At 42.9% G+C, this 24,460-nt stretch carries 23 protein-coding genes; all 23 read left to right on the forward strand.

Translation table 11 applies throughout. The features are described 5' to 3' along the window. Positions 1 to 4 precede the first annotated feature (4 nt). The 23 genes from smc to codY all read left to right on the forward strand — a co-directional run bounded on the left by smc (position 5) and on the right by codY (position 24,057). Positions 5 to 3,574 carry a chromosome segregation protein SMC gene (smc, locus tag LCM10_RS00685; RefSeq protein WP_224873912.1) on the forward strand — a complete coding sequence of 1,190 codons (3,570 nt, stop codon included), beginning with the start codon at positions 5 to 7 and terminating at the stop codon, positions 3,572 to 3,574. A gap of 15 nt (positions 3,575 to 3,589) precedes the next feature. Beyond that, a complete protein-coding gene (gene ftsY, locus LCM10_RS00690; protein WP_224873913.1) occupies positions 3,590 to 4,579 on the forward strand; it encodes a signal recognition particle-docking protein FtsY in 990 nt (329 codons plus the stop codon). 269 nt (positions 4,580 to 4,848) lie between these two features. Beyond that, entirely contained in the window at positions 4,849 to 5,181 is a 333-nt protein-coding gene (locus tag LCM10_RS00695) for a putative DNA-binding protein (RefSeq protein ID WP_224873914.1), read from the forward strand. A 12-nt stretch (positions 5,182 to 5,193) separates the two neighbouring features. Next, positions 5,194 to 6,537 carry a signal recognition particle protein gene (gene ffh / locus LCM10_RS00700; protein ID WP_224873915.1) on the forward strand — a complete coding sequence of 448 codons (1,344 nt, stop codon included), beginning with the start codon at positions 5,194 to 5,196 and terminating at the stop codon, positions 6,535 to 6,537. Positions 6,538 to 6,655: 118 nt separating this feature from the next. After that, entirely contained in the window at positions 6,656 to 6,928 is a 273-nt protein-coding gene (gene rpsP, locus LCM10_RS00705; RefSeq protein WP_032088859.1) for a 30S ribosomal protein S16, read from the forward strand. Positions 6,929 to 6,940: 12 nt separating this feature from the next. After that, a complete protein-coding gene (locus LCM10_RS00710) occupies positions 6,941 to 7,174 on the forward strand; it encodes a KH domain-containing protein (protein ID WP_224873916.1) in 234 nt (77 codons plus the stop codon). Positions 7,175 to 7,357: 183 nt separating this feature from the next. Next, positions 7,358 to 7,744, forward strand: a complete 387-nt coding sequence (locus tag LCM10_RS00715) for a YlqD family protein (RefSeq protein WP_224873917.1) — start codon at positions 7,358 to 7,360, stop codon at positions 7,742 to 7,744. Positions 7,745 to 7,761: 17 nt separating this feature from the next. Continuing rightward, positions 7,762 to 8,280 carry a ribosome maturation factor RimM gene (rimM, locus tag LCM10_RS00720; RefSeq protein ID WP_224873918.1) on the forward strand — a complete coding sequence of 173 codons (519 nt, stop codon included), beginning with the start codon at positions 7,762 to 7,764 and terminating at the stop codon, positions 8,278 to 8,280. Further along, positions 8,280 to 9,011, forward strand: a complete 732-nt coding sequence (gene trmD, locus LCM10_RS00725) for a tRNA (guanosine(37)-N1)-methyltransferase TrmD (RefSeq protein ID WP_224875556.1) — start codon at positions 8,280 to 8,282, stop codon at positions 9,009 to 9,011. The genes rimM and trmD overlap by 1 nt, the downstream gene beginning before the upstream one ends. 138 nt (positions 9,012 to 9,149) lie before the next feature. After that, positions 9,150 to 9,494 (forward strand): 50S ribosomal protein L19, encoded by a 345-nt coding sequence (gene rplS, locus LCM10_RS00730; RefSeq protein ID WP_175988950.1) that lies wholly within the window; start codon positions 9,150 to 9,152, stop codon positions 9,492 to 9,494. Positions 9,495 to 9,710: 216 nt separating this feature from the next. Continuing rightward, positions 9,711 to 10,250 (forward strand): signal peptidase I, encoded by a 540-nt coding sequence (lepB, locus tag LCM10_RS00735; protein WP_318247459.1) that lies wholly within the window; start codon positions 9,711 to 9,713, stop codon positions 10,248 to 10,250. 70 nt (positions 10,251 to 10,320) lie between these two features. Next, entirely contained in the window at positions 10,321 to 11,187 is an 867-nt protein-coding gene (gene ylqF, locus LCM10_RS00740) for a ribosome biogenesis GTPase YlqF (protein ID WP_224873919.1), read from the forward strand. Between the two features lie 105 nt (positions 11,188 to 11,292). Then, a complete protein-coding gene (locus LCM10_RS00745) occupies positions 11,293 to 12,063 on the forward strand; it encodes a ribonuclease HII (protein WP_224875558.1) in 771 nt (256 codons plus the stop codon). Positions 12,064 to 12,080: 17 nt separating this feature from the next. Continuing rightward, complete coding sequence (locus tag LCM10_RS00750) at positions 12,081 to 13,880, forward strand: hypothetical protein (protein ID WP_224873920.1); 1,800 nt, start codon at positions 12,081 to 12,083, stop codon at positions 13,878 to 13,880. Next, a complete protein-coding gene (locus LCM10_RS00755) occupies positions 13,877 to 14,167 on the forward strand; it encodes an EscU/YscU/HrcU family type III secretion system export apparatus switch protein (RefSeq protein WP_224873921.1) in 291 nt (96 codons plus the stop codon). Before LCM10_RS00750 ends, LCM10_RS00755 begins: the two co-directional genes overlap by 4 nt. Positions 14,168 to 14,378: 211 nt before the next feature. Further along, the gene (sucC, locus tag LCM10_RS00760) at positions 14,379 to 15,539 is read left to right on the forward strand and encodes an ADP-forming succinate--CoA ligase subunit beta (protein ID WP_224873922.1); all 1,161 of its coding nucleotides are present in this window, start codon (positions 14,379 to 14,381) and stop codon (positions 15,537 to 15,539) included. A gap of 16 nt (positions 15,540 to 15,555) precedes the next feature. Then, a complete protein-coding gene (gene sucD / locus LCM10_RS00765; protein ID WP_224873923.1) occupies positions 15,556 to 16,458 on the forward strand; it encodes a succinate--CoA ligase subunit alpha in 903 nt (300 codons plus the stop codon). 82 nt (positions 16,459 to 16,540) lie between these two features. Next, positions 16,541 to 17,416 (forward strand): DNA-processing protein DprA, encoded by an 876-nt coding sequence (dprA, locus tag LCM10_RS00770; RefSeq protein WP_224873924.1) that lies wholly within the window; start codon positions 16,541 to 16,543, stop codon positions 17,414 to 17,416. 301 nt (positions 17,417 to 17,717) lie between these two features. Next, the gene (gene topA / locus LCM10_RS00775) at positions 17,718 to 19,793 is read left to right on the forward strand and encodes a type I DNA topoisomerase (protein ID WP_224873925.1); all 2,076 of its coding nucleotides are present in this window, start codon (positions 17,718 to 17,720) and stop codon (positions 19,791 to 19,793) included. A gap of 467 nt (positions 19,794 to 20,260) precedes the next feature. After that, positions 20,261 to 21,160, forward strand: a complete 900-nt coding sequence (gene xerC / locus LCM10_RS00780; RefSeq protein ID WP_224873926.1) for a tyrosine recombinase XerC — start codon at positions 20,261 to 20,263, stop codon at positions 21,158 to 21,160. Positions 21,161 to 21,176: 16 nt separating this feature from the next. Continuing rightward, the gene (gene hslV, locus LCM10_RS00785) at positions 21,177 to 21,719 is read left to right on the forward strand and encodes an ATP-dependent protease subunit HslV (protein WP_224873927.1); all 543 of its coding nucleotides are present in this window, start codon (positions 21,177 to 21,179) and stop codon (positions 21,717 to 21,719) included. Positions 21,720 to 21,768: 49 nt separating this feature from the next. After that, complete coding sequence (hslU, locus tag LCM10_RS00790) at positions 21,769 to 23,184, forward strand: HslU--HslV peptidase ATPase subunit (RefSeq protein WP_224873928.1); 1,416 nt, start codon at positions 21,769 to 21,771, stop codon at positions 23,182 to 23,184. 93 nt (positions 23,185 to 23,277) lie between these two features. After that, positions 23,278 to 24,057, forward strand: a complete 780-nt coding sequence (codY, locus tag LCM10_RS00795; RefSeq protein WP_224873929.1) for a GTP-sensing pleiotropic transcriptional regulator CodY — start codon at positions 23,278 to 23,280, stop codon at positions 24,055 to 24,057. The last annotated feature ends 403 nt before the right edge of the window (positions 24,058 to 24,460 follow it).

A 24,460-nucleotide genomic window follows, 5' to 3' on the forward strand; every position in this document is an offset into this window, starting at 1 on the left:
GAAGATGTTCCTCAAACAATTGGAAGTAATGGGGTTTAAGTCTTTTGCAGAAAGAATTTCAGTAGAATTCGTACCAGGTGTCACGGCAGTGGTGGGACCGAACGGCAGTGGAAAGAGCAATATCATCGATGCCATCCGGTGGGTTTTGGGGGAGCAGTCCGCCAAAAGTCTCCGTGGCTCGAAAATGGAAGATGTCATCTTCGCAGGAAGCGACTCCAGGAAGGCGCTGAATATAGCCGAAGTCACGCTTGTTTTAGACAATGAAGATGGAGCACTGCCGATTGAATATAGTGAAGTAAGTGTAACAAGAAGAGTATATCGTTCTGGAGACAGCGAGTATCTATTGAATAAGCAACCGTGTAGGTTGAAAGATATTATCGAACTGTTCATGGATTCAGGTCTCGGGAAAGAGGCTTTCTCTATCATAAGTCAGGGGAAAGTCGAAGAAATACTGAATAGTAAACCCGAAGAAAGAAGAACGATATTTGAAGAAGCGGCCGGGGTATTGAAATATAAATCAAGAAAAAAGAAAGCCGAGTCCAAATTGTTTGAGACTCAGGAAAACCTGAATCGTGTAAACGATATCCTGCATGAATTAGAAGGTCAGGTTGAGCCACTGAAGATCCAGGCGTCGATGGCGCGTGATTACCTTGAGAAGAAAGACGAGCTTGAGAAATTCGAAGTGGCTCTTACCGTCCATGACATTGAAGACCTACATAAGCAATGGGAAAGGTTGAGTGTCGACTTTGAGAAGCATGGGAATGAAGAACTTGCTCTTTCTTCTCATATCCAGACGAAAGAAGCTGCACTCGCACAGACGCGGGATAGGATAGCCGCACTTGATGAATCCGTGAATGATCTTCAGGGGATATTGCTTTCTACAAGCGAGGAGCTCGAGAAGCTCGAAGGGAGAAAGCAAGTCCTTATTGAACGCAAGAAGAACTCTTCTACGAATGAATCACAATTGAAGCAGTCAATCGCTGAAACAGAGCAAAGGTTGGTCCAATTGTCCGCGGAAAGAAGCAGCCTTCAAGAGGAATTCAATGAAATCGAGACAGAGGTCACAAGCCTCAAACAGGAATTATCCGACAAACAGAGGCAACTGACTCACTACAGCGAAAACATTGAAGAAATCATTGAATCGTACAAAAGTGATTACATTGAGAAGCTTAATCAGCAGGCATCGGCTAAGAATGAAATTCAATACCTTCAACAGCAGCTTGAACAGCAATCCAACAGAAGTGGAAGATTGGAAGCAGAGAATGAAAAATATGTCATTCAACGGGAAGAACTTCACAGTCAACATAGTGAACTTTCAAGGGAATTACAACAGCAAAAAGAAAAGATAGAAGAACATATTCACTTATTCAGAGAAGAACAAAAGAAACTCGAATCAGCAAGGTTGAAGTATGAGAAACAAGAAAAAACCCTCTATCAGGCTTTTCAATACCTTCAGCAGGCTAAGTCCAGAAAGGAATTGCTTGAAGAAATGGAGGATGACTATTCCGGTTTCTTCCAGGGTGTAAAAGAAGTACTGAAAGCACGTGATGGTGTCTTGACTGGGATTGAAGGGGCAGTGGCAGAGCTGATCGGGGTGCCAAAGCAATATGAAACCGCAATGGAAACAGCACTCGCAGCTTCCATGCAGCATATTGTCACGGCAACCGAAGAAGACGGTCGTAAAGCAATCGGGTATTTGAAGAGAAATCAATATGGACGTGCCACGTTCCTGCCAATGGATGTTATGAAAGGGAAAGTCATCTCAGAAAGCCAATTGAATATGCTGAAGGGGCATCCATCATTCATAGGCGTCGGATCGGAACTCATCAACTATGACCCGCGTTATGACAAAATCATGTCCAATCTGCTAGGGAATGTCCTCATCACGAAGGATTTGAAAGGCGCAGGTGAAATTGCCAAACTGATCCAATATCGATATCGTCTTGTCACGCTTGAGGGGGATGTTGTCAACCCTGGTGGTTCCATGAGTGGGGGGACCACGAAGCAGAAGAAGAATTCACTTCTTTCGAGAAAAGGTGAGCTCGAAGAAATGAAAGAAAAGCTTTCAGACATGGAAAGCAAAACCGAACAGTTGCAGGTACAGGTGAAATCCCTAAAGGAAGAAACCACTTTCAGGGAGAAGAAATTGGAGGAAATGAGAGTGGCCGGAGAGCGTCAGCGCTTAAAGGAACAGGAACTCTTATCCCAGTTGAGGGAAAATGAACTCTCTCAGCAAAATCTCGATGAAAGACTTTCCCTTTATGATCTTGAAAAGAAAGACTATACATCGATAAAAGAAAAGCATGATTCCAGAACAGAAGAATTGAATAAGCTTTTAGCAGCAATCGGGGATGAAGTGGAGGAGCTTCATGTAAAGATTGAAGAACTGACCGCTCAAAAGAACTCAGAGAGAACCTCTAAAGAAGCTCTGTCAGATGAAATAAGCGACATGAAAGCACGTTTGGCAGCAAGAAATGAACAGCTCGTAAATTCAAGGAAACAATTGGAACGTGTCAATGAAACCGTTGTGGAAACCGACAAAAGGCTGAAGACCCTTAGAGAAGATCTAGAGTGGCTGCAGACCGAAATGAAAGATAATTTCTCCGGGGAGAAACAACTTGTAGAAGAAGCAGATCGATGTGCCGTCCAGAAGTCAGAGACGACGGAATTAATCTCTGTTAGACGCGAAGAAAGATCGAAGCTTCAACAATCCATCGAGGAAGAAGAGCTGGAGTTAAAAGAAATCAAGCGCCAACATAAGGGGCTTGTGAATGCCCTGAAAGACGAAGAAGTGAAGATCAATCGTTTGGACGTTGAACTCGAAAACCGTCTCGATCATTTGAGAGAGGAATACATGCTTTCGTTTGAGGCTGCCAAGGAAGACTATCCCCTGACCATAGAAGTTGACGAAGCGCGCAAAAAAGTGAAACTTGTCAAGTTGGCTCTTGAAGAACTCGGAACAGTAAATATAGGGGCCATCGATGAGTATGATCGTGTGAAGGAACGATATGAGTTCTTGCTGGAACAGAAGGAAGATCTTACAGAAGCGAAGGATACACTCTATCAAGTCATCAATGAGATGGATACTGAGATGATCAGGCGCTTCGATCAAACATTCAGTTCCATACAAGTTGAATTCGAGGGTGTCTTTAAAGCGCTGTTTGGTGGCGGCCGTGCCGAGCTCAAACTTACGGACCCATCAGATCTTCTTCATACAGGTGTGGATATCGTCGCACAGCCTCCCGGGAAGAAGCTTCAAAACCTTGGACTGATGTCCGGCGGGGAAAGGGCGTTGACAGCGATTGCCCTCTTGTTCTCCATCCTTAAAATTCGTCCCGTACCGTTCTGTATCCTAGATGAAGTCGAAGCGGCTTTGGATGAAGCGAATGTTCAGCGATTCAGTCAATACCTGAAGAATTTCAGTGATGACACACAATTCATCGTCATCACCCATCGTAAAGGAACGATGGAGGAAGCACATGTACTATATGGGGTTACGATGCAGGAATCGGGTGTGTCCAAGCTTGTATCTGTAAGACTCCAAGAAACAAACGAATTACTTGAAACTAATTAGGCGAGGTGTTTAAGGATGAGTTTTTTCAAAAAACTTAAAGATAAATTCACTCAATCCAGTGACAATGTGACAGAGAAGTTTAAGGACGGGTTAAGTAAAACCCGTAACAACTTCACGTCAAAAGTCAACGATCTTGTTGCGCGCTATCGAAAAGTGGATGAAGACTTCTTTGAAGAGCTTGAAGAAATCCTGATCGGCGCGGACGTCGGATTCGATACAGTGATGGAGCTTGTCGATGAACTGAAAATGGAAGTGAAGCGAAGGAATATCCAGGATACACAAGAAATCCAGCCGGTCATTTCAGAAAAGCTGGTTGAAATTTATCAAGGGGACCACGATGATGACAGTTCACTCAATATTCAGGAGAATGAACTGACCGTAATTCTGTTTGTCGGAGTCAACGGTGTGGGGAAGACCACCACCATTGGTAAAATGGCGCATATGTTCAAGGAAGAAGGAAAGAATGTAGTACTTGCTGCTGGCGATACGTTCCGTGCAGGTGCAATCGAACAATTGGAAGTGTGGGGAGAAAGAGTCGGTGTTTCCGTCATCAAACAGGCTGCCGGTAGCGACCCTGCAGCAGTCATGTTCGATGCCGTTCAGTCGGCCAAAGCGAAAAAAGCGGATATCTTGATCTGCGATACAGCTGGACGCTTGCAAAATAAAGTGAACCTGATGAAAGAATTGGAAAAAGTGAAGCGTGTCATTGAAAGGGAGATACCGGGAGCACCCCATGAAGTCCTGCTCGTACTGGATGCGACGACCGGTCAAAATGCGATGGTACAGGCAAAGACATTCAAGGAAGCGACTGATGTATCAGGCATCGTACTGACGAAGCTTGACGGGACTGCCAAAGGTGGGATCGTCCTTGCCATCCGTAACGAACTGAACGTACCAGTCAAATACGTTGGCCTCGGAGAGAAGATGGACGACCTCCAACCTTTCGATGCAGAGAAATATGTATATGGACTATTCTCGAATTTGGTAGATCAAGAAGAAGGTTAATAAAAGCTCTGTTTAAGAATATTGTTGATTCAAACCGATTTTCAGCTACGAGGGTCTCGCTTGTTACCCGCGGAAAGCGAAGTCTTGCACGAATCGGGCGACGGTGTTCATCAGGGCTAAACAAGAAGAAAAGCAGCTTCGTTGGCTGCTTTTTCTTTATCGTCATGAACATAAATAAAATGAAAAAATAGTCATGAAACCTTGACAAATACGCGTAGAATCTGTATTCTTCATATGTAAAGGTTTTTCACTTAACAAGGAGGGATATCGTGCTAGAGAAAACAACGAGAATGAATTATCTCTACGACTTTTATCAATCTTTGTTGACACCAAAACAACGAAGTTATATGTCCCTCTATTATCTCGATGATTTCTCACTTGGTGAAATTGCCGAAGAGTACAACGTATCGAGACAAGCTGTATACGATAATATCAAACGTACAGAGTCCATGCTTGAGGAGTACGAAGAGAAACTTTTATTATTTAAGAAATTTCAAGATAAGAACGAGATTCTTGCTCAACTCAGAAACAGTCTCGAAGGTTCATCAATCGATTCTTCATTCTGTCTGAAACTCATTGATGATCTTGAAATATTGGATTAGGAGGCGGCATGAATGGCATTTGAAGGTTTAGCCGACCGACTGCAAGGTACAATACAAAAAATCCGTGGTAAAGGTAAGATTTCAGAAGCGGATGTTAAAGAAATGATGCGTGAAGTCCGTCTGGCACTCCTGGAAGCGGACGTTAACTTTAAAGTGGTCAAGCAATTCGTCAAAAAAGTAAGTGAGCGTGCTGTCGGACAGGAAGTCATGAAGAGTCTGACTCCCGGACAACAAGTCATCAAGGTGGTACAAGAAGAACTTACTGAATTGATGGGCGGTGAGCAAAGTCAGATTGCCGTTGCCAAAAGGCCTCCAACTGTCATCATGATGGTGGGTCTGCAAGGTGCAGGTAAGACGACGACCACTGGAAAGCTCGCAAACCTGCTTAGAAAGAAACATAACCGTAAGCCTTTGCTCGTTGCTGCAGATATTTACCGACCAGCAGCTATTAAACAGCTGGAAACGGTCGGAAAGCAGCTGAGCTTACCTGTCTTCTCCCTTGGGGATCAAGTGAGCCCGGTCGAAATCGCGAAGCAGGCCATCGAGAAGGCAAAAGAAGAACATCACGACTATGTCCTCATCGATACAGCGGGGCGCCTTCATATTGACGAGAACCTGATGGGGGAATTGAAAGAAATCAAGGAACTCTCGAACCCAGACGAAATCTTCCTCGTAGTCGATGCCATGACGGGTCAAGATGCCGTGAATGTTGCAGATAGCTTCAACGAAGCACTGGGCATCACTGGCGTAGTCTTAACCAAGCTTGATGGTGATACACGAGGAGGGGCGGCACTATCCATCCGATCCGTAACCAATAAACCGATCAAGTTCGTTGGTATGGGAGAGAAGATGGATGCGCTCGAGCCATTCCATCCAGAGCGAATGGCTTCAAGGATCCTTGGCATGGGAGATGTCCTATCTCTCATTGAAAAGGCGCAAGCCAATGTGGATGAGGAAAAGGCCAAAGAACTCGAGAAGAAAATGCGTACCATGTCATTTACATTCGATGACTTCCTGGAACAATTGGGACAGGTAAGGCAAATGGGACCACTCGATGAGTTGTTGAAGATGATGCCGGGCGCGAACAAAATGAAAGGCCTGGATAAGCTTCAGGTCGATGAAAAGCAGATTGGTCATGTCGAAGCAATCATTCAATCAATGACTAAGAATGAAAAGGTCCACCCTGAAACCATTAATGCAAGCCGCCGTAAACGGATTGCGAAAGGAAGCGGGACATCCATTCAGGAAGTGAACCGTCTTCTCAAGCAATTTGAAGACATGAAAAAAATGATGAAGCAAATGAGCGGCATGCAGGGGAAAGGTAAGAAAAAAGGGATGAAATTCCCATTCATGTAGGTTAATTTGTTCAATTTCATTAAAAAAAATTGAACTGTTAAGAAAAAACACTTTACAAACAAAATACACATTTGATATCATACTAACTTGTGTGAAACTATTCGGAGGTGCTTTAATAATGGCAGTAAAAATCAGATTAAAACGTATGGGAGCAAAAAAATCTCCTTTCTATCGTATCGTAGTTGCAGATTCTCGTTCACCACGTGATGGACGTCAAATCGAAACAGTTGGAACTTACAACCCGGTTGCTAAACCAGCTGAAGTGAAAATCGACGAAGAGCTAGCTCTTAAATGGTTATCAAATGGTGCGAAACCATCTGACACAGTTCGCAACTTATTCTCTAAACAAGGCATTATGGAAAAATTCCACAATGCTAAAAACAGCAAGTAATCGATTCGATCGATGAAAGATCTTATTCTAACGATTGTGAAACCCTTGGTTGACCATCCAGAAGATGTTCACCTCGACATCGAGGAAGGGACGAACGGAACAACGTATAAGTTATCCGTTCATCCCGAGGACATGGGAAAGGTGATCGGGAAGCAAGGGAGAGTAGCTAAATCGATTCGAACTGTGGTATACGCTGCAGCAGGATCTTCACAACAAAAGAAAATTTTCTTGGAGATTGTCGAGTAGAAGCGGATTATAACCGCGATCGACCATATCTATGGGAATAGGGGACTGACCCAAAAGGTTCATATAGCCTTATCAAAGTCAGTCCCCTTTTTCATATCCGAAACTCATTCAATCTAGGGAACTCCCTTGGGAAACATCCTTATCAGTCATCTCTGGGGGTGAAATAAGGAGGGGGACGAAGCGTTGAATATCATACATACCATCACGGTCAAACAGGTTCTGACCCGGAGTACGAAAGAACTCCTTTTCAAGAGGTACGAAAACCAAAAGATTCAACTGAAGCGAGAGCATGAGCAATTGCAATTTGAATGGAAAAAGATCGAACGAGCGAAGAAATATCCTTCCCACAAATTAAGTCAGCATTTTCAAAAGGAAATGGACGAGAAACTTGAGAAAATTAAACTCTTGGACTTTCAATTGGAGCAGCTTGAAATCCTTCCGATCGGCAGTGAATTGAAAGAAAAGGAAGTGCAAGGTATGATAGATATCCAAGTTGGTGACAATTGGGATGAAGAGGCGTTGACAAAAACAATTGTAATTGAAGATGGAATTGTTAAAGAAATCCGGTGACAGCAAGAGGTGGAAGTATGGAAAAATGGTTTAATGTAGGCAAAATTGTCAATACGCATGGAGTCAAAGGGGAAGTGAAGGTTGTTTCAAGCACCGACTTTCCCAATGAACGTTATCAAAAAGGGAACGAGCTTCACCTTTTTTTGCCCAAAAAGAAAGAACCCGTTTCACTGATCATTGAATCTCACAGGACTCATAAAAATTTTGATCTTTTAACATTTGAGGGGTACCACGATATCAATCAGGTGGAGATATTTAAAGAAGGCGTCCTCAAGGTAAAGGAAGATCAATTGCAGGAACTCGAAGAAGGCGAGTACTATTATCATGAAATCGTTGGCTGCAAGGTGGTTACCTCTGACGGTGGGGAAATCGGAACCGTGAGAGAGATCCTAAGCCCCGGTGCGAATGATGTATGGGTCGTCAAGGGAGAGAGGGGCAAGGAGCATTTGATCCCTTATATCGAGGATGTTGTAAAGGAAATCGATATTGAAAAAGGGTTGATTACCATTGATCCAATGGAAGGACTGCTTTCATGATGAAGATCGATGTTTTATCGCTGTTCCCTTCGATGTTTGAAGGTGTATTCGGAGAGTCGATCCTGAAGAAAGCCAATGAAAAGAACGCTGCCGCATATAATGTTGTCAACTTCAGGGAGTATGCTGACAATAAACATAATCAGGTGGATGATTATCCTTACGGTGGGGGAGCCGGTATGGTGCTGAAACCTCAGCCGATCTTTGATGCGGTGGAAAGCCTAACGAAGGAACAGGAAACAAAACCGCGTGTCATTTTGATGTGTCCCCAGGGAGAACGCTATACCCAGGCGAAGGCGGAGGAATTGGCGAAAGAAGAGCATTTGATCTTCATCTGTGGCCACTATGAGGGCTATGATGAGAGAATCAGGGAACATATCGTGACTGATGAGATTTCAATTGGCGACTATGTGTTGACTGGTGGGGAACTTGGAGCGATGGTGGTCATCGATAGTGTAGTGAGGCTGCTTCCGGGTGTTCTCGGAAATGAAGACTCCCCTGTACTGGACTCATTTTCTTCAGGCCTATTGGAACACCCTCACTATACACGTCCTTCTGATTTCAGGGGAATGAAGGTACCCCATGAATTGATCTCTGGAAACCATAAGTTAATAGACGAATGGAGAGAGAAAGAGAGCTTCAGAAGGACCTTTATGAGAAGGCCGGACTTACTCGAACAGATCGAACTATCTGATAAGCAAAAACAGTGGATCGAAGAATTTAAAAAGTCCTGATAATCTATTGCATACTCGGTTCCCGTGTGTTAATATATTCTTTGTGGCTTGAGGGGTTATCCCCTATGCTACTGATCCCGATGTTCCGCTGCAATCAATCGCTTTTGTAAGAGCATCTGTTGGAAGGAGTTGAAAAAGATGCACAAATTAATCGAAGATATCACGAAAGAACAGCTTCGCTCTGATCTACCATCTTTCCGTCCTGGTGATACTGTACGTGTACACGTTAACATCGTTGAGGGTACTCGTGAACGTATTCAGGTATACGAAGGTGTAGTAATCAAACGCCGTGGTGGCGGAATCAGCGAAACTTTCACTGTTCGTAAAATTTCTTACGGTGTAGGTGTTGAGCGTACATTCCCTGTACACACACCAAAAATCGCTAAATTAGAAGTTGTACGTCGCGGTAAAGTCCGTCGTGCGAAACTTTACTACTTGCGCAACCTTCGCGGTAAAGCGGCTCGTATTAAAGAAATTCGATAATCAAGAATGTACGAAAAGGAGCTTGGAGACAAGCTCCTTTTCTTCATTTTAACGCTTTTCCTTCCTTTTACGACATTCCTAAATGAGAGGCGTATTGCTAACTCTATTTGAGGTTGGGGCTAAAGGAGTAATTCTCTTCATTATAGATGAGAATTGAATGGTTTTTTAGTAGAATAGATAACAGCAGAAATAGAAAATCATTGGGTGGTGGATGTGTTGGCAAAAGAGAAAAACGAGTGGTGGGAGTGGATGAAAGCTTTGTTGATTGCCGTCGGTATGGCAGCAATCATCCGGTATTTCCTGTTCGCACCCATTGTGGTCGATGGATTATCAATGATGCCCACTTTACATAATGGAGATCGTATGATCGTCAGTAAGCTGGGTGAACCAGATCGGTTTGACATTGTGGTCTTCCATGCACCCGAGCATAAAGATTATATCAAGAGGGTCATCGGATTGCCCGGCGATAAGATAGAATATAAGAATGACACGTTATATGTAAATGGAAAAGCATATAAAGAACCTTATTTAGATGAGTATAAAAATCAAGTGAGCGATGGTCCTTTAACAAAAGACTTCACACTGAAAGACATCATTGATAGAGAGACGGTGCCAGAAGGTCAGATCTTCGTCATGGGTGATAACCGTCGATTCAGTAAGGACAGCCGTCATATCGGAACGGTCCCTTTTGAAGAAGTGATCGGTGATACAAAATTCATCTACTGGCCTGTTAAAGATATGGGTCTGGTGGAATAATAAATAGTAAAATGCTTGTCTCCAATAAGGCAAAAAATATGAGAGAAAATAGCAGTTTGGAGGTGGTCATATGACGATACAATGGTTTCCGGGACATATGGCTAAAGCCCGTAGGCAGGTTACGGAAAAATTAAAGCTGGTCGACATCGTGATTGAATTGGTGGATGCCCGCATCCCGTTGTCTTCGAGGAATCCAATGATTGAGGAAATCATCGGACAGAAGCCGAGGCTCGTCCTGCTTAATAAGGCAGATATGGCAGATCCGGTGAGAACCGACCAATGGATCTCTTATTTCGAAGAACAAGGCGTTACGGCACTTGCCGTCAATGCGCAAGCTGGAAAAGGGCTCCATTCGATCGTTGCATCAGCGAAGGATATCTTAAAAGAGAAATTTGACCGTATGAAGTCCCGCGGAATGAGACCGCGCGCAATAAGAGCCATGATTGTAGGAATACCGAACGTAGGGAAATCCACATTGATCAATCGGCTTGTAAAAAAGAATATCGCCAAGACTGGAAATACTCCAGGTGTAACGAAGGCACAGCAATGGATAAAAGTCGGAAAAGAACTTGAGCTGCTTGATACACCAGGGATCCTTTGGCCCAAATTCGAAGATGAGCAAGTTGGTTATAAACTTGCCCTCACCGGCGCAATCAAAGATACCATCCTGAATTTACAGGATATAGCCCTATATGGTTTAAGGTTTCTAGAGGCGCACTATCCTGAACGGTTTAAAGAACGATACGGTCTTGAAGAAATTCCCGAGGAAGTCCTTGCGAAATTCGATGCAGTAGGTAAGAAGCGCGGGTGCTTGATGGCTGGGGGCGAAGTCGATTATGATAAAACTTCAGAAGTGATCATCCGCGATATTAGAAATGTGCAGCTTGGTCCTATGACTTTCGATATGATTGAAGAAATGGACAGAGAAGAGGAATAAAAGATAGATTGAGGCTCTCTAAAGAGGTTTATACCCTTTATGGATGCCTCTTTATTTTTGTAAGTTTGATCCGATATATAGAAAAGGAGAGCCCATACATTGGAACTGAATAACATGACAGTCAAAGAAATCAAGACGCTTGTAGAACAGTTAGAAGAAGAAGATCCGATTTTTGAACAACTTCAGAAGGATAAAAGGAAAGGTGTTCAAAAAGCGATAAACGACTTTTACCGGAAACAGCAAAGGCTCATAAAAGAAAGAGAAGACTTTGAGAAGCTGACTGCTTTCGAGAAGAAATTATACGGAGAAGGATTTTCATTGATTGCAGGCATAGATGAGGTAGGAAGGGGGCCACTGGCAGGACCGGTAGTCGCTGCTGCGGTCATTTTGCCGCAGGACTTTTACCTTGCAGGTCTCAATGATAGTAAAAAACTATCCCAATCGAAGAGGGAAGAGTACTTCGACGTGATCATGAAGGAAGCTCATTCCGTAGGCATCGGGATGATTGAAGCGGATGTAATCGATTCGATCAATATTTATGAAGCGACCAAGAAAGCGATGCTTCAAGCCATTCTGGACCTTGGCTGTAACCCTCACTATCTCCTGATCGATGCGATGAAGCTTCAAACCCCGTATCCTCAGGAGTCAATTATAAAAGGGGATGCCAAAAGTATCTCGATTGCTGCTGCTTCAATCGTTGCCAAAGTGACACGTGATAAATTGATGAAAGAATATGAGGTCACATACCCTGGCTATGGATTCGGACAAAATGCCGGTTATGGGACGAGGGAACACCTGGAAGGGCTACAAGAAAAAGGAGTAACGCCGATTCATAGAAGGAGTTTCGCTCCGATTAAAGACTATGAACGGAAGTGACAAGGGAGTAATAAGAGATGAATGACATTCAAGGGGCCAATTATTCACATCCTTCTTATCAAGTAAGGGGAAAACCGTTTACTTTGCAGAATGGAAAGGTTCTTCCTGTTTTGGTCCACAAGCTGATAGGAGCAGGCATGGCTGAGGTATCTTCCTCAGGACGTACATTCATTGCAAAGCTCGATGCACCCCTTGAGGCAGGAAGTAATTATTTGGTGAGGGTGAATCAAGTCGAGGATCAGTTAAGCCTCAGTCTCATCCATAAAATCACTGGTGATAAAACCAGCAAGAATGTGGCGCAAGCATTGATTCAGCACTTACATAGTCAGCCTGCCAATCAGGTACTGCTGAAAGCTGTCATGGAAATGGTCAATCATAAGATCCAAGTCACTGGAGAACTGATTCAATTTGCTTCTGAACAGCTTACTTCAGGAAACCTGAACACACGCCTTCCCGTACTGATTGACATGCTGAAAGCCCATTTGCCGTTGTCTGAAAGGGTGCTGCTGTCATTAGAAGCGGGAAAGGGAAAGGATACATTCAGTGGACTGTTGAACGATCTTAGTGCCCGCTTATCAGCGTCTGGTTCTGATGAGGAAACGATCGATCTCATCAAAAAGATTCAAAGCCCGCTTCAACTCACACTTGCCAAGCAAGTGGCTGTAAAAGCAATGGAGAATGCGTTGAATCAGGGGGAAGCCTTTTCTAGCAGACTCGCGAACTTCGGACTGTTGAAGTCGTTGGGGATCCTTCCAGTGGAGCTTCCGTTTCAACAGATGAAAGAAGCACTGATCAATTCGTTTTCGAGCTCATTGCTACAGGCAGGTATCACAACCAAACAACTCCATGCATTCTTGTCGAATATGAAGGATTTGATCAACCAGAAGCCTCTGGATGCCATTCATGAATTGGAACCTGTCATTTCGAAGCTAGCTGCCGAAATCAGCGTTGGAGGCGCAGCGGATAAAAAAACCATCGATCAGGTAGTGAAATTACTCTTTGAATCTGGAATAAAGCAATTGCCTATTTCCAAGATCGGCGGTCAATTGATTGATTTGATGGGTGATGAGCGAATCAAAAGACTGGAAAGCAAATTCGACAACCTTCTTTCGAAATGGGGGCCGGTCCCTGAATCGAATGAGGGGAAAGTCTTCAACATGATAAGGGCAGGAATAGAGGCTGAAGTGATCTCGAATCTTAGGGGAGAAGAATTGGGACAGGCCTTGAAAACGATGATCCGCACATTCGGATTTAATTTAGAATCCCGGCTTCACACCCAGTCGCAAATCTCTTCTTCGACTACACTTAAAGAAAAACTCACACAATTGATCCTTCAACATCCTGACGCGGAAATACAGGATATTGCTGAAAGACTCGTGCTGAAAATGAACCATCCAGCATTGATTTCAGGGGAGCAATCCTCCATCATGAACATTGTCCAACAATTTCCTCTCCTTTTATTCGGGCGGCAAACAGATCTAACCGTGCAGTGGATGGGTAAGGAGAAGGAAAAGGGGAAAATCGACAGTGATCATTGCAGAATCTTGTTTTATCTTCAATTGGATAGTCTCCAAGAAACGCTCGTTGATATGCACGTTCAAAATAGGGTGATTTCATTATCGATCTGGAATGAACAGGAATCAGTGGACGAATATGTACAACCTTTCATTCCTGCCCTTAAAGAATCACTTCAAAGAATGGATTACCAACTTTCTTCGGTGAGAGTGAAAAAACCGGCTGATCAAAAGGATATAGAACAGATAAAAGATCAAGAGATGCAGAATGTTACGTATTCGGGAGTTGATCTGAAGATATGAAATCAGAGCCAAGAAAAGAAGCGATCGCCCTTGGTTATGAACAGTCCGGAGAATCAGCCCCTAAAGTGCTGGCTAAAGGGAAAGGGTTCGTTGCAGAAAATATTATTTCTAAAGCGAATGAACATGGGGTTGTCATTCAAGAGGATAAAAGCCTTCTATCGTTGCTTGGCAAGCTTGATATCGGGGAGTCCATACCTGAAGAACTGTATGGAGCTGTAGCGGAAGTATTTGCTTTTGTATACAGACTCGATAAAGAACTGGGAGAAAAGAAACGAAAGTCAAAGTAGTTTGAAATTGAGTCAAAATAATTTTACAAGAATAATAAAATGGAATGAAAATTAAGATGTCAACCCGCTAAATATTGTGAAAAAGCCCAGGGATTGTTCGGAATTTTTAAATTAATATAATATTTTTAGCATAATGGTAGACAGATAATCTGTCATTTTATACAATGAAAGCGCAGTCTATTTTTTGAAGAGTTTGATAGGAGGATGGAAAATGAATATCCATGAATATCAAGGTAAAGAAATCCTCAGAAATTACGGGGTGTCCGTACCGAATGGTAAAGTGGCTTTCACGGCTGAAGAAGCAGTAGAAGCGGCTAAGACGCTTGACTCAAGCGTTTACGTAGTAAAAGCTCAAATCCACGCAGGTGGTCGAGGAAAAGCTGGCGGTGTCAAGATCGCGAAGAGCCTTGACGAAGTGCGTACATATGCAGAAGAGTTACTGGGAAAAACATTGGTTACTCATCAAACGGGCCCAGAGGGTAAGGAAGTAAAGCGCTTACTTATCGAAGAGGGTTGTGATATCAAAAAAGAATATTATGTTGGTCTAGTATTGGACCGTGCGACTTCACAAGTTGTGTTAATGGCATCTGAAGAAGGCGGAACTGAAATCGAGGAAGTGGCGGCAGCGACTCCTGAAAAAATCTTTAAAGAGTATATCGACCCTGTAGTCGGTCTGACTGGATTCCAGGCACGCCGAATTGCATTCAACATCAATATTCCGAAAGAATTGGTGAATAAAGCCGCAAAGTTCATGCTTGGTCTTTATAACGTTTACGTTCAAAAAGATGCATCAATCGTTGAGATCAACCCATTGGTTGTCACAGGTGACGGGAACGTTATGGCTTTGGATGCGAAATTCAACTTCGATTCAAATGCATTATACCGTCAGAAAGATGTGATTGAACTTCGTGACCTTGAAGAAGAAGATGCAAAAGAAATTGAAGCTTCTAAATACGACCTGAGCTATATCTCACTAGACGGTAACATCGGTTGCATGGTTAATGGTGCAGGACTTGCGATGGCAACAATGGACATCGTCAAGCATTACGGTGGAGACCCGGCAAACTTCCTTGATGTAGGGGGCGGTGCAACGGCTGAGAAAGTAACGGAAGCATTCAAGATCATCCTTTCTGATGAGAATGTAAAAGGAATCTTTGTCAATATCTTCGGTGGGATCATGAAATGTGATGTCATCGCTACTGGTGTCGTTGAGGCAGCTAAGCAGATCGGTCTTGAAGTACCATTAGTTGTACGCCTTGAAGGAACAAACGTTGACCTTGGTAAAGATATCCTGAACAAATCAGGTCTTAATATCATCGCAGCTGAATCAATGGCAGACGGCGCACAAAAAATCGTTGAGCAAGTAGGCTAAGAAAGGCGGGGGACTAATGAGCGTATTTATTAATAAGGATACAAAAGTTGTTGTACAAGGTATCACTGGATCTACAGCACTTTTCCATACAAAACAAATGCTTGAATACGGTACACAGATCGTAGCGGGTGTTACACCTGGTAAAGGCGGAACGGAAGTGGAAGGTGTTCCTGTCTTCAATACGGTTGAAGAAGCAAAGAAAGCCACTGGAGCAAATGCTTCGGTCATCTATGTTCCTGCTCCATTTGCAGCGGACGCAATCCTCGAAGCAGTGGATGCTGAACTTGATTTGGCGATCTGTATCACAGAGCATATCCCAGTACTCGATATGGTCAAAGTGAAACGTTATATGGAAGGCAAGAAAACACGCCTAGTAGGGCCGAACTGCCCTGGAGTCATTACTCCTGAAGAATGTAAAATCGGTATCATGCCTGGTTACATTCATACAAAAGGTCATGTAGGGGTTGTATCCCGTTCAGGTACATTGACATATGAAGCAGTTCATCAACTTTCTCAAGCTGGGATCGGTCAATCGACTGCCGTTGGTATCGGGGGAGACCCAGTAAACGGCACAGACTTCATCGATGTATTAAAAGCATTCAATGAAGATGAAGACACATACGCTGTCATCATGATCGGTGAAATCGGAGGAACTGCAGAAGAAGAAGCAGCCGAGTGGATCAAAGCCAACATGACGAAACCTGTAGTAGGATTTATCGGTGGACGCACGGCGCCTCCAGGAAAACGTATGGGGCATGCTGGTGCAATCATTTCTGGCGGTAAAGGAACTGCGGATGAGAAGATCCGAGTAATGAACGAGTGTGGAATCCAAGTGGCTCCAACTCCATCAGATATGGGTGAAACCTTGATCAAGGTACTTAAAGAAGAAGGCATCTTCGATAAGTGTAAGACTCATTAATCATACAGACGTGGAAGGCTGGTCTTGTCAATCCCAGCCCCCCACGTCTGCTTTCTATTAAACTATATTTCAGGAGGTCTGAATGAAAGAACTCAGTCGGCTGCTCTTTACTATGCAACATTGCAGGGGTCTTGGATTGAAAGGGACCAAGCTGCTGTTATCCCGTGTTTCGTCTCCTTCAGCTATCTATCGATTATCACCTGCCTCACTCCAACAATTATCACAAACCACTTCAGAGAATTCACGGTTATTCCACAAGGATCTACACACACTCCCATTTCAGGAATACGAAGAATATTATCGTAGAAACAATATACATTGGTTATCCGTCTATGATAAAGGGTACCCAGAACTATTGAAACATGTATATGATCCTCCACTCGTCCTTTTCCTTAAAGGAAAAAAAGAGCTGCTTCAATCGAAGAGAAAACTTGCGGTTGTGGGTTCAAGGCAAGCCACTTCCTATTCCGAAGAAATTCTAGAAGGATTTATGCCCGCCCTAAGTGCAAGGGACATTACAATTGTCAGCGGACTTGCTAAAGGAGCCGATACAATGGCTCATAAACTGGCCATAAAATCACGAGGCTCGACAATCGGTGTTATAGCAGGAGGATTCAATCATATTTACCCACGTGAAAATAAAGAATTAGCAGAGTATATGATGGAGAATCACCTTCTCATATCCGAATATCCCCCATTCAGTAAACCTCAGAAATGGCAGTTTCCATTCAGGAATCGAATCATAAGCGGTTTATCCCATGCCGTGTTGATAACCGAAGCAGAGAAGAAGAGCGGTACGTTCATAACCGCGGACTATGCATTGAATGAAGGAAGGGAAATTCTTTGCATCCCTGGGTCGGTAAATCATAAATTTTCAGAAGGGACCAATTTATTAATCAAAGAAGGAGCAAAAATGGTCCTATCAATAGAAGATATTTTTTCTGAGCTCCATGTATAAAGTTGAAGGAAATAATATAAAATCTTTTAATAAAGTAGGTTTTTGATTGGAAAACAGAGAATAAATAGGAATAAATCATACAAAAAGGTTGCAATTCTTTTCAAACTGTTATACATTTTGCAACAGGTATCGAAATCAATAGAAGAGAAGTTAAACAGATAAAAGGAGTGGAAAACTCCGCACTGAATGAAACACTTAATGTAGTATAGGACGCTGTGAAACCGTTTACCCGGTGAAGACTACTATACTGATTATTTAAAAATACACAGTGAATACTATCCTCTTCAAGGAGGCATATTGGATGGCAGATTATTTAGTAATTGTGGAATCGCCCGCCAAGGCGAAAACCATCGAACGTTATTTAGGGAAAAAATATAAAGTAAGGGCATCCATGGGACATGTGAGGGATTTACCAAAAAGTCAAATGGGTGTCGATGTAGAAAAAGAATACGAACCGAAATATATAACCATTAGAGGAAAAGGGCCAGTCTTAAAAGAGCTTAAGACGGCCGCAAAAAAAGCGAAAAAAATCTTTCTCGCTGCCGACCCCGACAGAGAAGGGGAAGCAATTGCATGGCATCTTGCGCACAGCTTGGACATGGATACTGAATCCCAGTGCCGTGTTGTATTCAATGAGATCACAAAAGATGCCATTAAAGAATCCTTCAAGCATCCCCGTCCAATCAATATGGACCTTGTGGATGCGCAACAGGCAAGAAGGATTCTAGACAGGCTGGTTGGTTATAACATAAGCCCATTACTATGGAAGAAAGTCAAAAAGGGCTTGAGTGCAGGAAGGGTACAGTCAGTCGCAGTCAGGTTGATCATCGACCGTGAAAATGAGATAAAGAATTTCCAGCCGGAAGAGTATTGGTCCATTGAAGCCGAATTCAAAAAAGACCAAGAGGTATTTCAAGCTTCTTTCTATGGACTGGATGGAAAGAAAGTAGAATTGAAAAACGAAGATGAAGTGAAATCCGTCCTTGAGAAGGTCAAGGGGAAATCCTTTGAAGTCGACAAAGTGACAAAAAGGGAAAGGAAGCGTAACCCCGCTCCCCCTTTCACCACATCTTCCCTTCAACAAGAAGCTGCAAGGAAACTTAACTTCCGTGCAAAGAAGACAATGATGCTTGCACAGCAACTATATGAAGGAATCGAAATTGGTAAAGAAGGCACCGTCGGATTGATTACTTATATGAGAACCGATTCCACCCGTACTTCTGAAGTGGCACAGAAAGAAGCGAGTGAATACATCACCACAAAGTACGGTAATGAATTTGTAAGGCAATCCGAGAGGAAAGACAAGAAGCAGCAAAAAGCACAGGATGCCCACGAAGCAATCCGACCAACAAGCACATTAAGGGATCCAGGATCGGTAAAAGAATTCCTGTCCAGGGATCAATACCGTCTTTACAAATTGGTATGGGAACGTTTTGTGGCAAGCCAAATGGCCCCTGCCATTATGGATACGATGAGTGTCGATTTGGTAAATGGGCCTGTATATTTCAGGGCGAACGGCTCCAAAGTGAAATTCCCAGGTTTTATGAAAGTGTATGTCGAAGGGTCCGATGACCAGAAGGAAGAGAAGGATAATCTCCTTCCCGAGCTTCAAGAGAAAGACCAGGTGAAGAGCGAACTGATCGATCCAAAGCAGCATTTCACTCAACCACCGCCAAGATATACGGAGGCAAGGCTTGTCAAGACGCTTGAAGAATTAGGTATCGGCCGCCCGTCTACCTATGCACCAACGCTTGATACCATACAAAGACGTGGATATGTGTCTCTTGATAATAAACGTTTCATCCCTACTGAGCTTGGGGAAATCGTCCTTGAATTAGTCAGGGAATTCTTCCCAGAGATCATTGATGTCGAGTTCACGGCAAATATGGAAAGAAGCCTCGATGACATTGAGGACGGCAAAGTGAAATGGGAAAGAATCATTGATGAATTCTATCAGGATTTTGAAAAGCATTTGGTCAAAGCGGAGAATGAAATGGAAAAGATCGAGATCAGGGATGAACCCGCTGGAGAGGACTGCGAGGAATGCGGACATCCCATGGTATATAAAATGGGACGTTACGGAAAGTTCATGGCTTGCAGTAACTTCCCGGATTGCCGAAATACGAAACCGATCGTCAAAGAAATAGGAGTTAAATGCCCTAAATGTGAAAAAGGGAATATAATAGAAAGAAAAAGTAAGAAGAAGCGTATTTTCTACGGCTGTGATCAATATCCTGAATGTGATTTCCTTTCATGGGATAAGCCAATTGAAAGAAAATGTCCGAAATGCTCTGAATTGCTAGTGGAGAAAAAGCTGAAAAAAGGGAATCAAATTCAGTGTACCAACTGTGACTACAAGGAAGAAGCACAGAAATAACACAGATCGTCTAAAAAAACGATTGCTTCTTTTATACCTTGCTTATACAATGTAACGAGGGACTGTCCCTAAAGGCAAAAATGCTGTTGTCTTTTAGGGTCAGTTCTTTTCTGTTTTTTAGTTGCTGTAAAACTTCTTTCAAATCTGTAGATTTATTACAGGAATACATATGATGTTAGAATCAGTCATTATAATGCCTGTCAGAATGGAAATATGCTTTAAACTTTTTAAATAGAATGTATTGTTGTACAATTCTTATGGATAACATGTTAATAAGGATACCGTCCTTTGTTGGGACAAAATCGCCTCTAGCACAAAGCAGTCAGAATCGAGGGGAATGAGGACGACAAGAGGTATTATAAATAGTACGGGAAACAATTCAGAACTTTGCGAAAAAAGTGTAAAATTAATTGCATGGGTTTGATGGTTGTGTTACTATTTAGGAGCCCTTGTGAGGTGTTAATTAAATGTCAAATAAATTGACCGATCAATTACATTCATTTATAGAATATTTACAAATAGAAAAGCAGTATTCCACCTATACTTTTGAACAATATCGTCATGATATTGAGGAATTCTACGTATTTATGAAAGAACAGGGTATTCAATCATTGGAGGAAGTGGAATATTTCGATGCGAGGCTATTTTTGACCGGACTTCATGAAAGGAAGTTAATGAGGGCTACAATATCAAAGAAGATATCGAGCTTAAGAAGCTTCTACAGGTTCCTGAATCGGGAAGAGATGGTCACCGCCAATCCTTTTTCTTTTGTGAACCTCCCCAAGAAAGAGCAGCGGCTTCCAAAATTCTTTTATGAACAAGAAGTCCAGGTCCTGCTTGATGCTTGTGATGGGGATTCATCATTGGATATCCGCAACAAAGCACTATTTGAACTTCTTTACGGTACAGGGATCCGGGTGAGCGAATGTGCCAACCTGCAACTGAAAGATGTCGATTTGTCACTATCTACGATTCTTGTGAAGGGAAAAGGAAACAAAGAAAGATATGTACCTTTCGGGAGTTTTGCCCATGACGCACTTAACACATACATACAGCAATCGAGGCCTGCGCTACTGAAAGGACAAACCCATTCATCTGTATTTGTCAATCATCGCGGCGGTGCACTTACACCGAGGGGGATAAGGTTGATCCTTAATAAGATCGTGGAAAAGGCTTCGTTGACGTCGAAAATAAGTCCACATATGCTTAGGCATACCTTTGCAACCCATTTATTAAATAACGGTGCAGACTTGAGGACGGTCCAAGAGCTTCTTGGACATGCGAATCTCTCTGCGACCCAAGTTTACACCCATGTGACAAAGGATCAGTTAAGAAAAACATATATGGCACATCATCCTCGTGCTTAATATTGGAGGTCATTAGATGGATCAATTCCACGCTACCACTATATTCGCAGTGCAGCATAAAGGGGAATGCGCGATGTCCGGTGACGGTCAGGTGACATTCGGGAATGCGGTCGTGATGAAACACACGGCAAAAAAAGTACGGAAATTGTTCAACGGTAAAGTTCTTGCCGGTTTTGCAGGTTCTGTTGCTGATGCCTTTACACTTTCTGAGATGTTTGAGGGAAAGCTTCAGGAATTCAACGGAAACCTTCAAAGGGCTGCTGTCGAACTTGCCAAGCAGTGGAGAAGTGATAAAGTATTAAGGAAACTAGAAGCAATGCTGATCGTTATGAATGAGAATCACCTACTCCTGATATCTGGGACAGGAGAGGTAATTGAACCGGATGATGGAATCCTCGCCATCGGTTCAGGCGGTAATTATGCGCTTTCGGCTGGCCGTGCCCTGAAGAAATATTCAGGGGAGCACCTTTCTGCAAAGGAAATCGCGAAAGCATCGCTCGAAATCGCTGCTGAGATTTGTGTATATACCAATGAACAAATCATTGTAGAAGAATTATGAGCTCAATAGATGATTTTCTCACACTATACAAAAGATGGGAGTGTGCCACATGAAAAAAAACGCTGAGCAATTAACGCCGAGACAGATCGTTGAACGATTGGACCAATATATAGTAGGACAGAAGGATGCAAAAAGAGCCGTCGCGGTAGCCCTGAGGAATCGTTACCGTCGCAGCATGCTTCCGGATGGCTTGAAGGATGAAGTGATCCCAAAGAATATCCTAATGCTTGGTCCTACTGGAGTAGGTAAGACTGAGATTGCAAGAAGGATCGCTAAATTGGTTAGGGCGCCGTTTGTCAAAGTTGAAGCTACGAAGTTCACAGAAGTTGGGTATGTGGGACGCGATGTAGAGTCAATGGTAAGGGATCTTGTCGAAACCTCCGTCAGGCTCGTCAAAGAAGAAAAAATGGTGGGTGTGCGGGAACGTGCTGCTGAAAATGCCGATAAACGTCTCGTTGAACTGATCGTTCCGTCCAAAAAGAAGGCATCCTCTTATAAAAACCCGTTCGAAATGATATTCGGAGGCAATGGGACCGGCCAGAACAATGATGTCGACGAAGAAAAACAGGAAGAGCTCACTCTAAGGGAACAGCGTAAAAGGGCTGAGCAAAGACTCTCCAATGGAGAGTTGGAAGAGGAGTTCATCACCATTGAAGTGGAAGAGCAGCAAGCTTCCATGTTTGACATGTTACAAGGGTCCGGCATGGAACAAATGGGGATGAATATGCAGGATGCCCTCAGCGGATTCATGCCCAAGAAAAAGAAAAAAAGAAAACTCAAGGTCAAGGAAGCAAGGGGTGTCCTTACGAATGAAGAGGCACAGAAGCTGATTGACATGGATGAAGTGACCCAGGAGGCAATTGTCAGGGCGGAGCAGTCGGGGATCATCTTCATAGATGAAATAGACAAGATTGCAAGTAAAGGGTCGGGCCAATCTTCTGCAGATGTATCAAGGGAAGGGGTACAGCGTGATATCCTACCGATTGTCGAAGGCTCAACCGTAGTCACGAAGTATGGTTCTGTCAAGACGGATTATATCCTCTTCATCGGGGCAGGGGCATTTCACATGTCCAAACCGTCCGATCTCATCCCTGAACTACAGGGACGCTTTCCAATCCGGGTAGAGCTCCAAAAGCTTACCACTGAAGACTTTGTCCGGATATTGATTGAACCTGACAATGCCATTGTTAAACAATATATTGCTTTAATGGAAACAGAAGGTATACAAATTGAATTTTCTGACGATGCTATTCGTAGGTTGGCAGAAATTGCTTATGAGGTCAACCAGGACACGGATAACATCGGTGCCAGGAGGCTCCACACAATCATGGAAAAACTTCTGGAGGACTTATCGTTTGAAGCTCCTGATATTACGCTGGAAACGATTCAAATCACCCCGAAGTATGTTGATGATAAACTGGGTGCGATCTCGAAGGATAAGGATTTAAGTCAATTCATCCTATAAGTTTCCCGTGATGCAAGACGGGGTAATATGATTACTACTTATAAAACAAATATAACAATAGATACACTTTAGTTGTACTAGGAGGAAATGAAAATGAATTTATTAGCTAAAACAAGAACGATTAATGCCATGCTCCAAAAGGCTGCGGGAAAACCCGTGAATTTCAAGGAAATGTCTGAAACACTAAGCGGTGTTATAGAATCGAACGTATTCGTCGTTAGTCGCCGAGGTAAATTATTAGGATTTGCGATCAACCAGCAAATTGAGAATGAAAGAATGAAACAGATGCTTGAAGACCGTCAATTCCCTGAAGAGTATACTCAAAATCTGTTCAATATCCAGGAAACATCTCCGAACCTTGATGTGGAAAGTGAATATACTGCATTCCCTGTAGAAAATAGGGAGTTATTCAAGAATGGTTTAACAACCATTGTTCCGATCATAGGTGGTGGTGAACGCCTTGGTACGTTAATTCTTGCCCGTTTACAAGCAAGCTTTGAAGATGACGATTTGATTCTCGCTGAATATGGTGCAACCGTAGTAGGCATGGAAATCCTTCGTGAGAAAGCTGAAGAGATCGAAGTGGAAGCTAGAAGTAAAGCTGTCGTTCAAATGGCAATCAGCTCCCTGTCCTACAGTGAGCTTGAAGCGATTGAACATATTTTCGAAGAGTTAAATGGAAACGAAGGTTTATTGGTTGCTTCCAAAATTGCGGACCGTGTTGGAATCACCCGTTCCGTCATCGTAAACGCGCTTCGTAAATTGGAGAGTGCAGGCGTAATCGAATCTCGCTCCCTTGGCATGAAGGGGACATACATCAAAGTATTGAACAATAAATTTCTCCTTGAACTTGAGAAGCTTCGCACGAACTAACTAATAGCTAGAGCGATGCTATAAATATTAATCCGTCAGACCCTTAAGGGTCTGACGGATTTTTTTATGTCCACTTGACGCAGATATGCTTCAACTGCTGATAATCACCGTTGTGAAGACAAATAAGCATAAAGAACTAGAAAGGTATACATGGTCAGACTTGCCTTCTAGAATATGGATAGTAAAATGAAGTTGTTACATGTTTATTACGACTTTTTTCGACAGCATTACAAATATGACGTTAAACATACATTGCACATACTTCAATCAAATAATCGACAAATCTCCCTGATAAAATTGGTAAAATATTCAGCTAGAGGAAATGAAAGTGCGTTGTTACACTTAGTATTGTAAAAGCTTGTAATGTGATGAAAATATAATTGAAACATTATAGTAAAAATCC

This window comes from Rossellomorea aquimaris, from assembly GCF_020171925.1.
Classification (GTDB): Bacteria; Bacillota; Bacilli; order Bacillales; family Bacillaceae_B; genus Rossellomorea; species Rossellomorea aquimaris_F.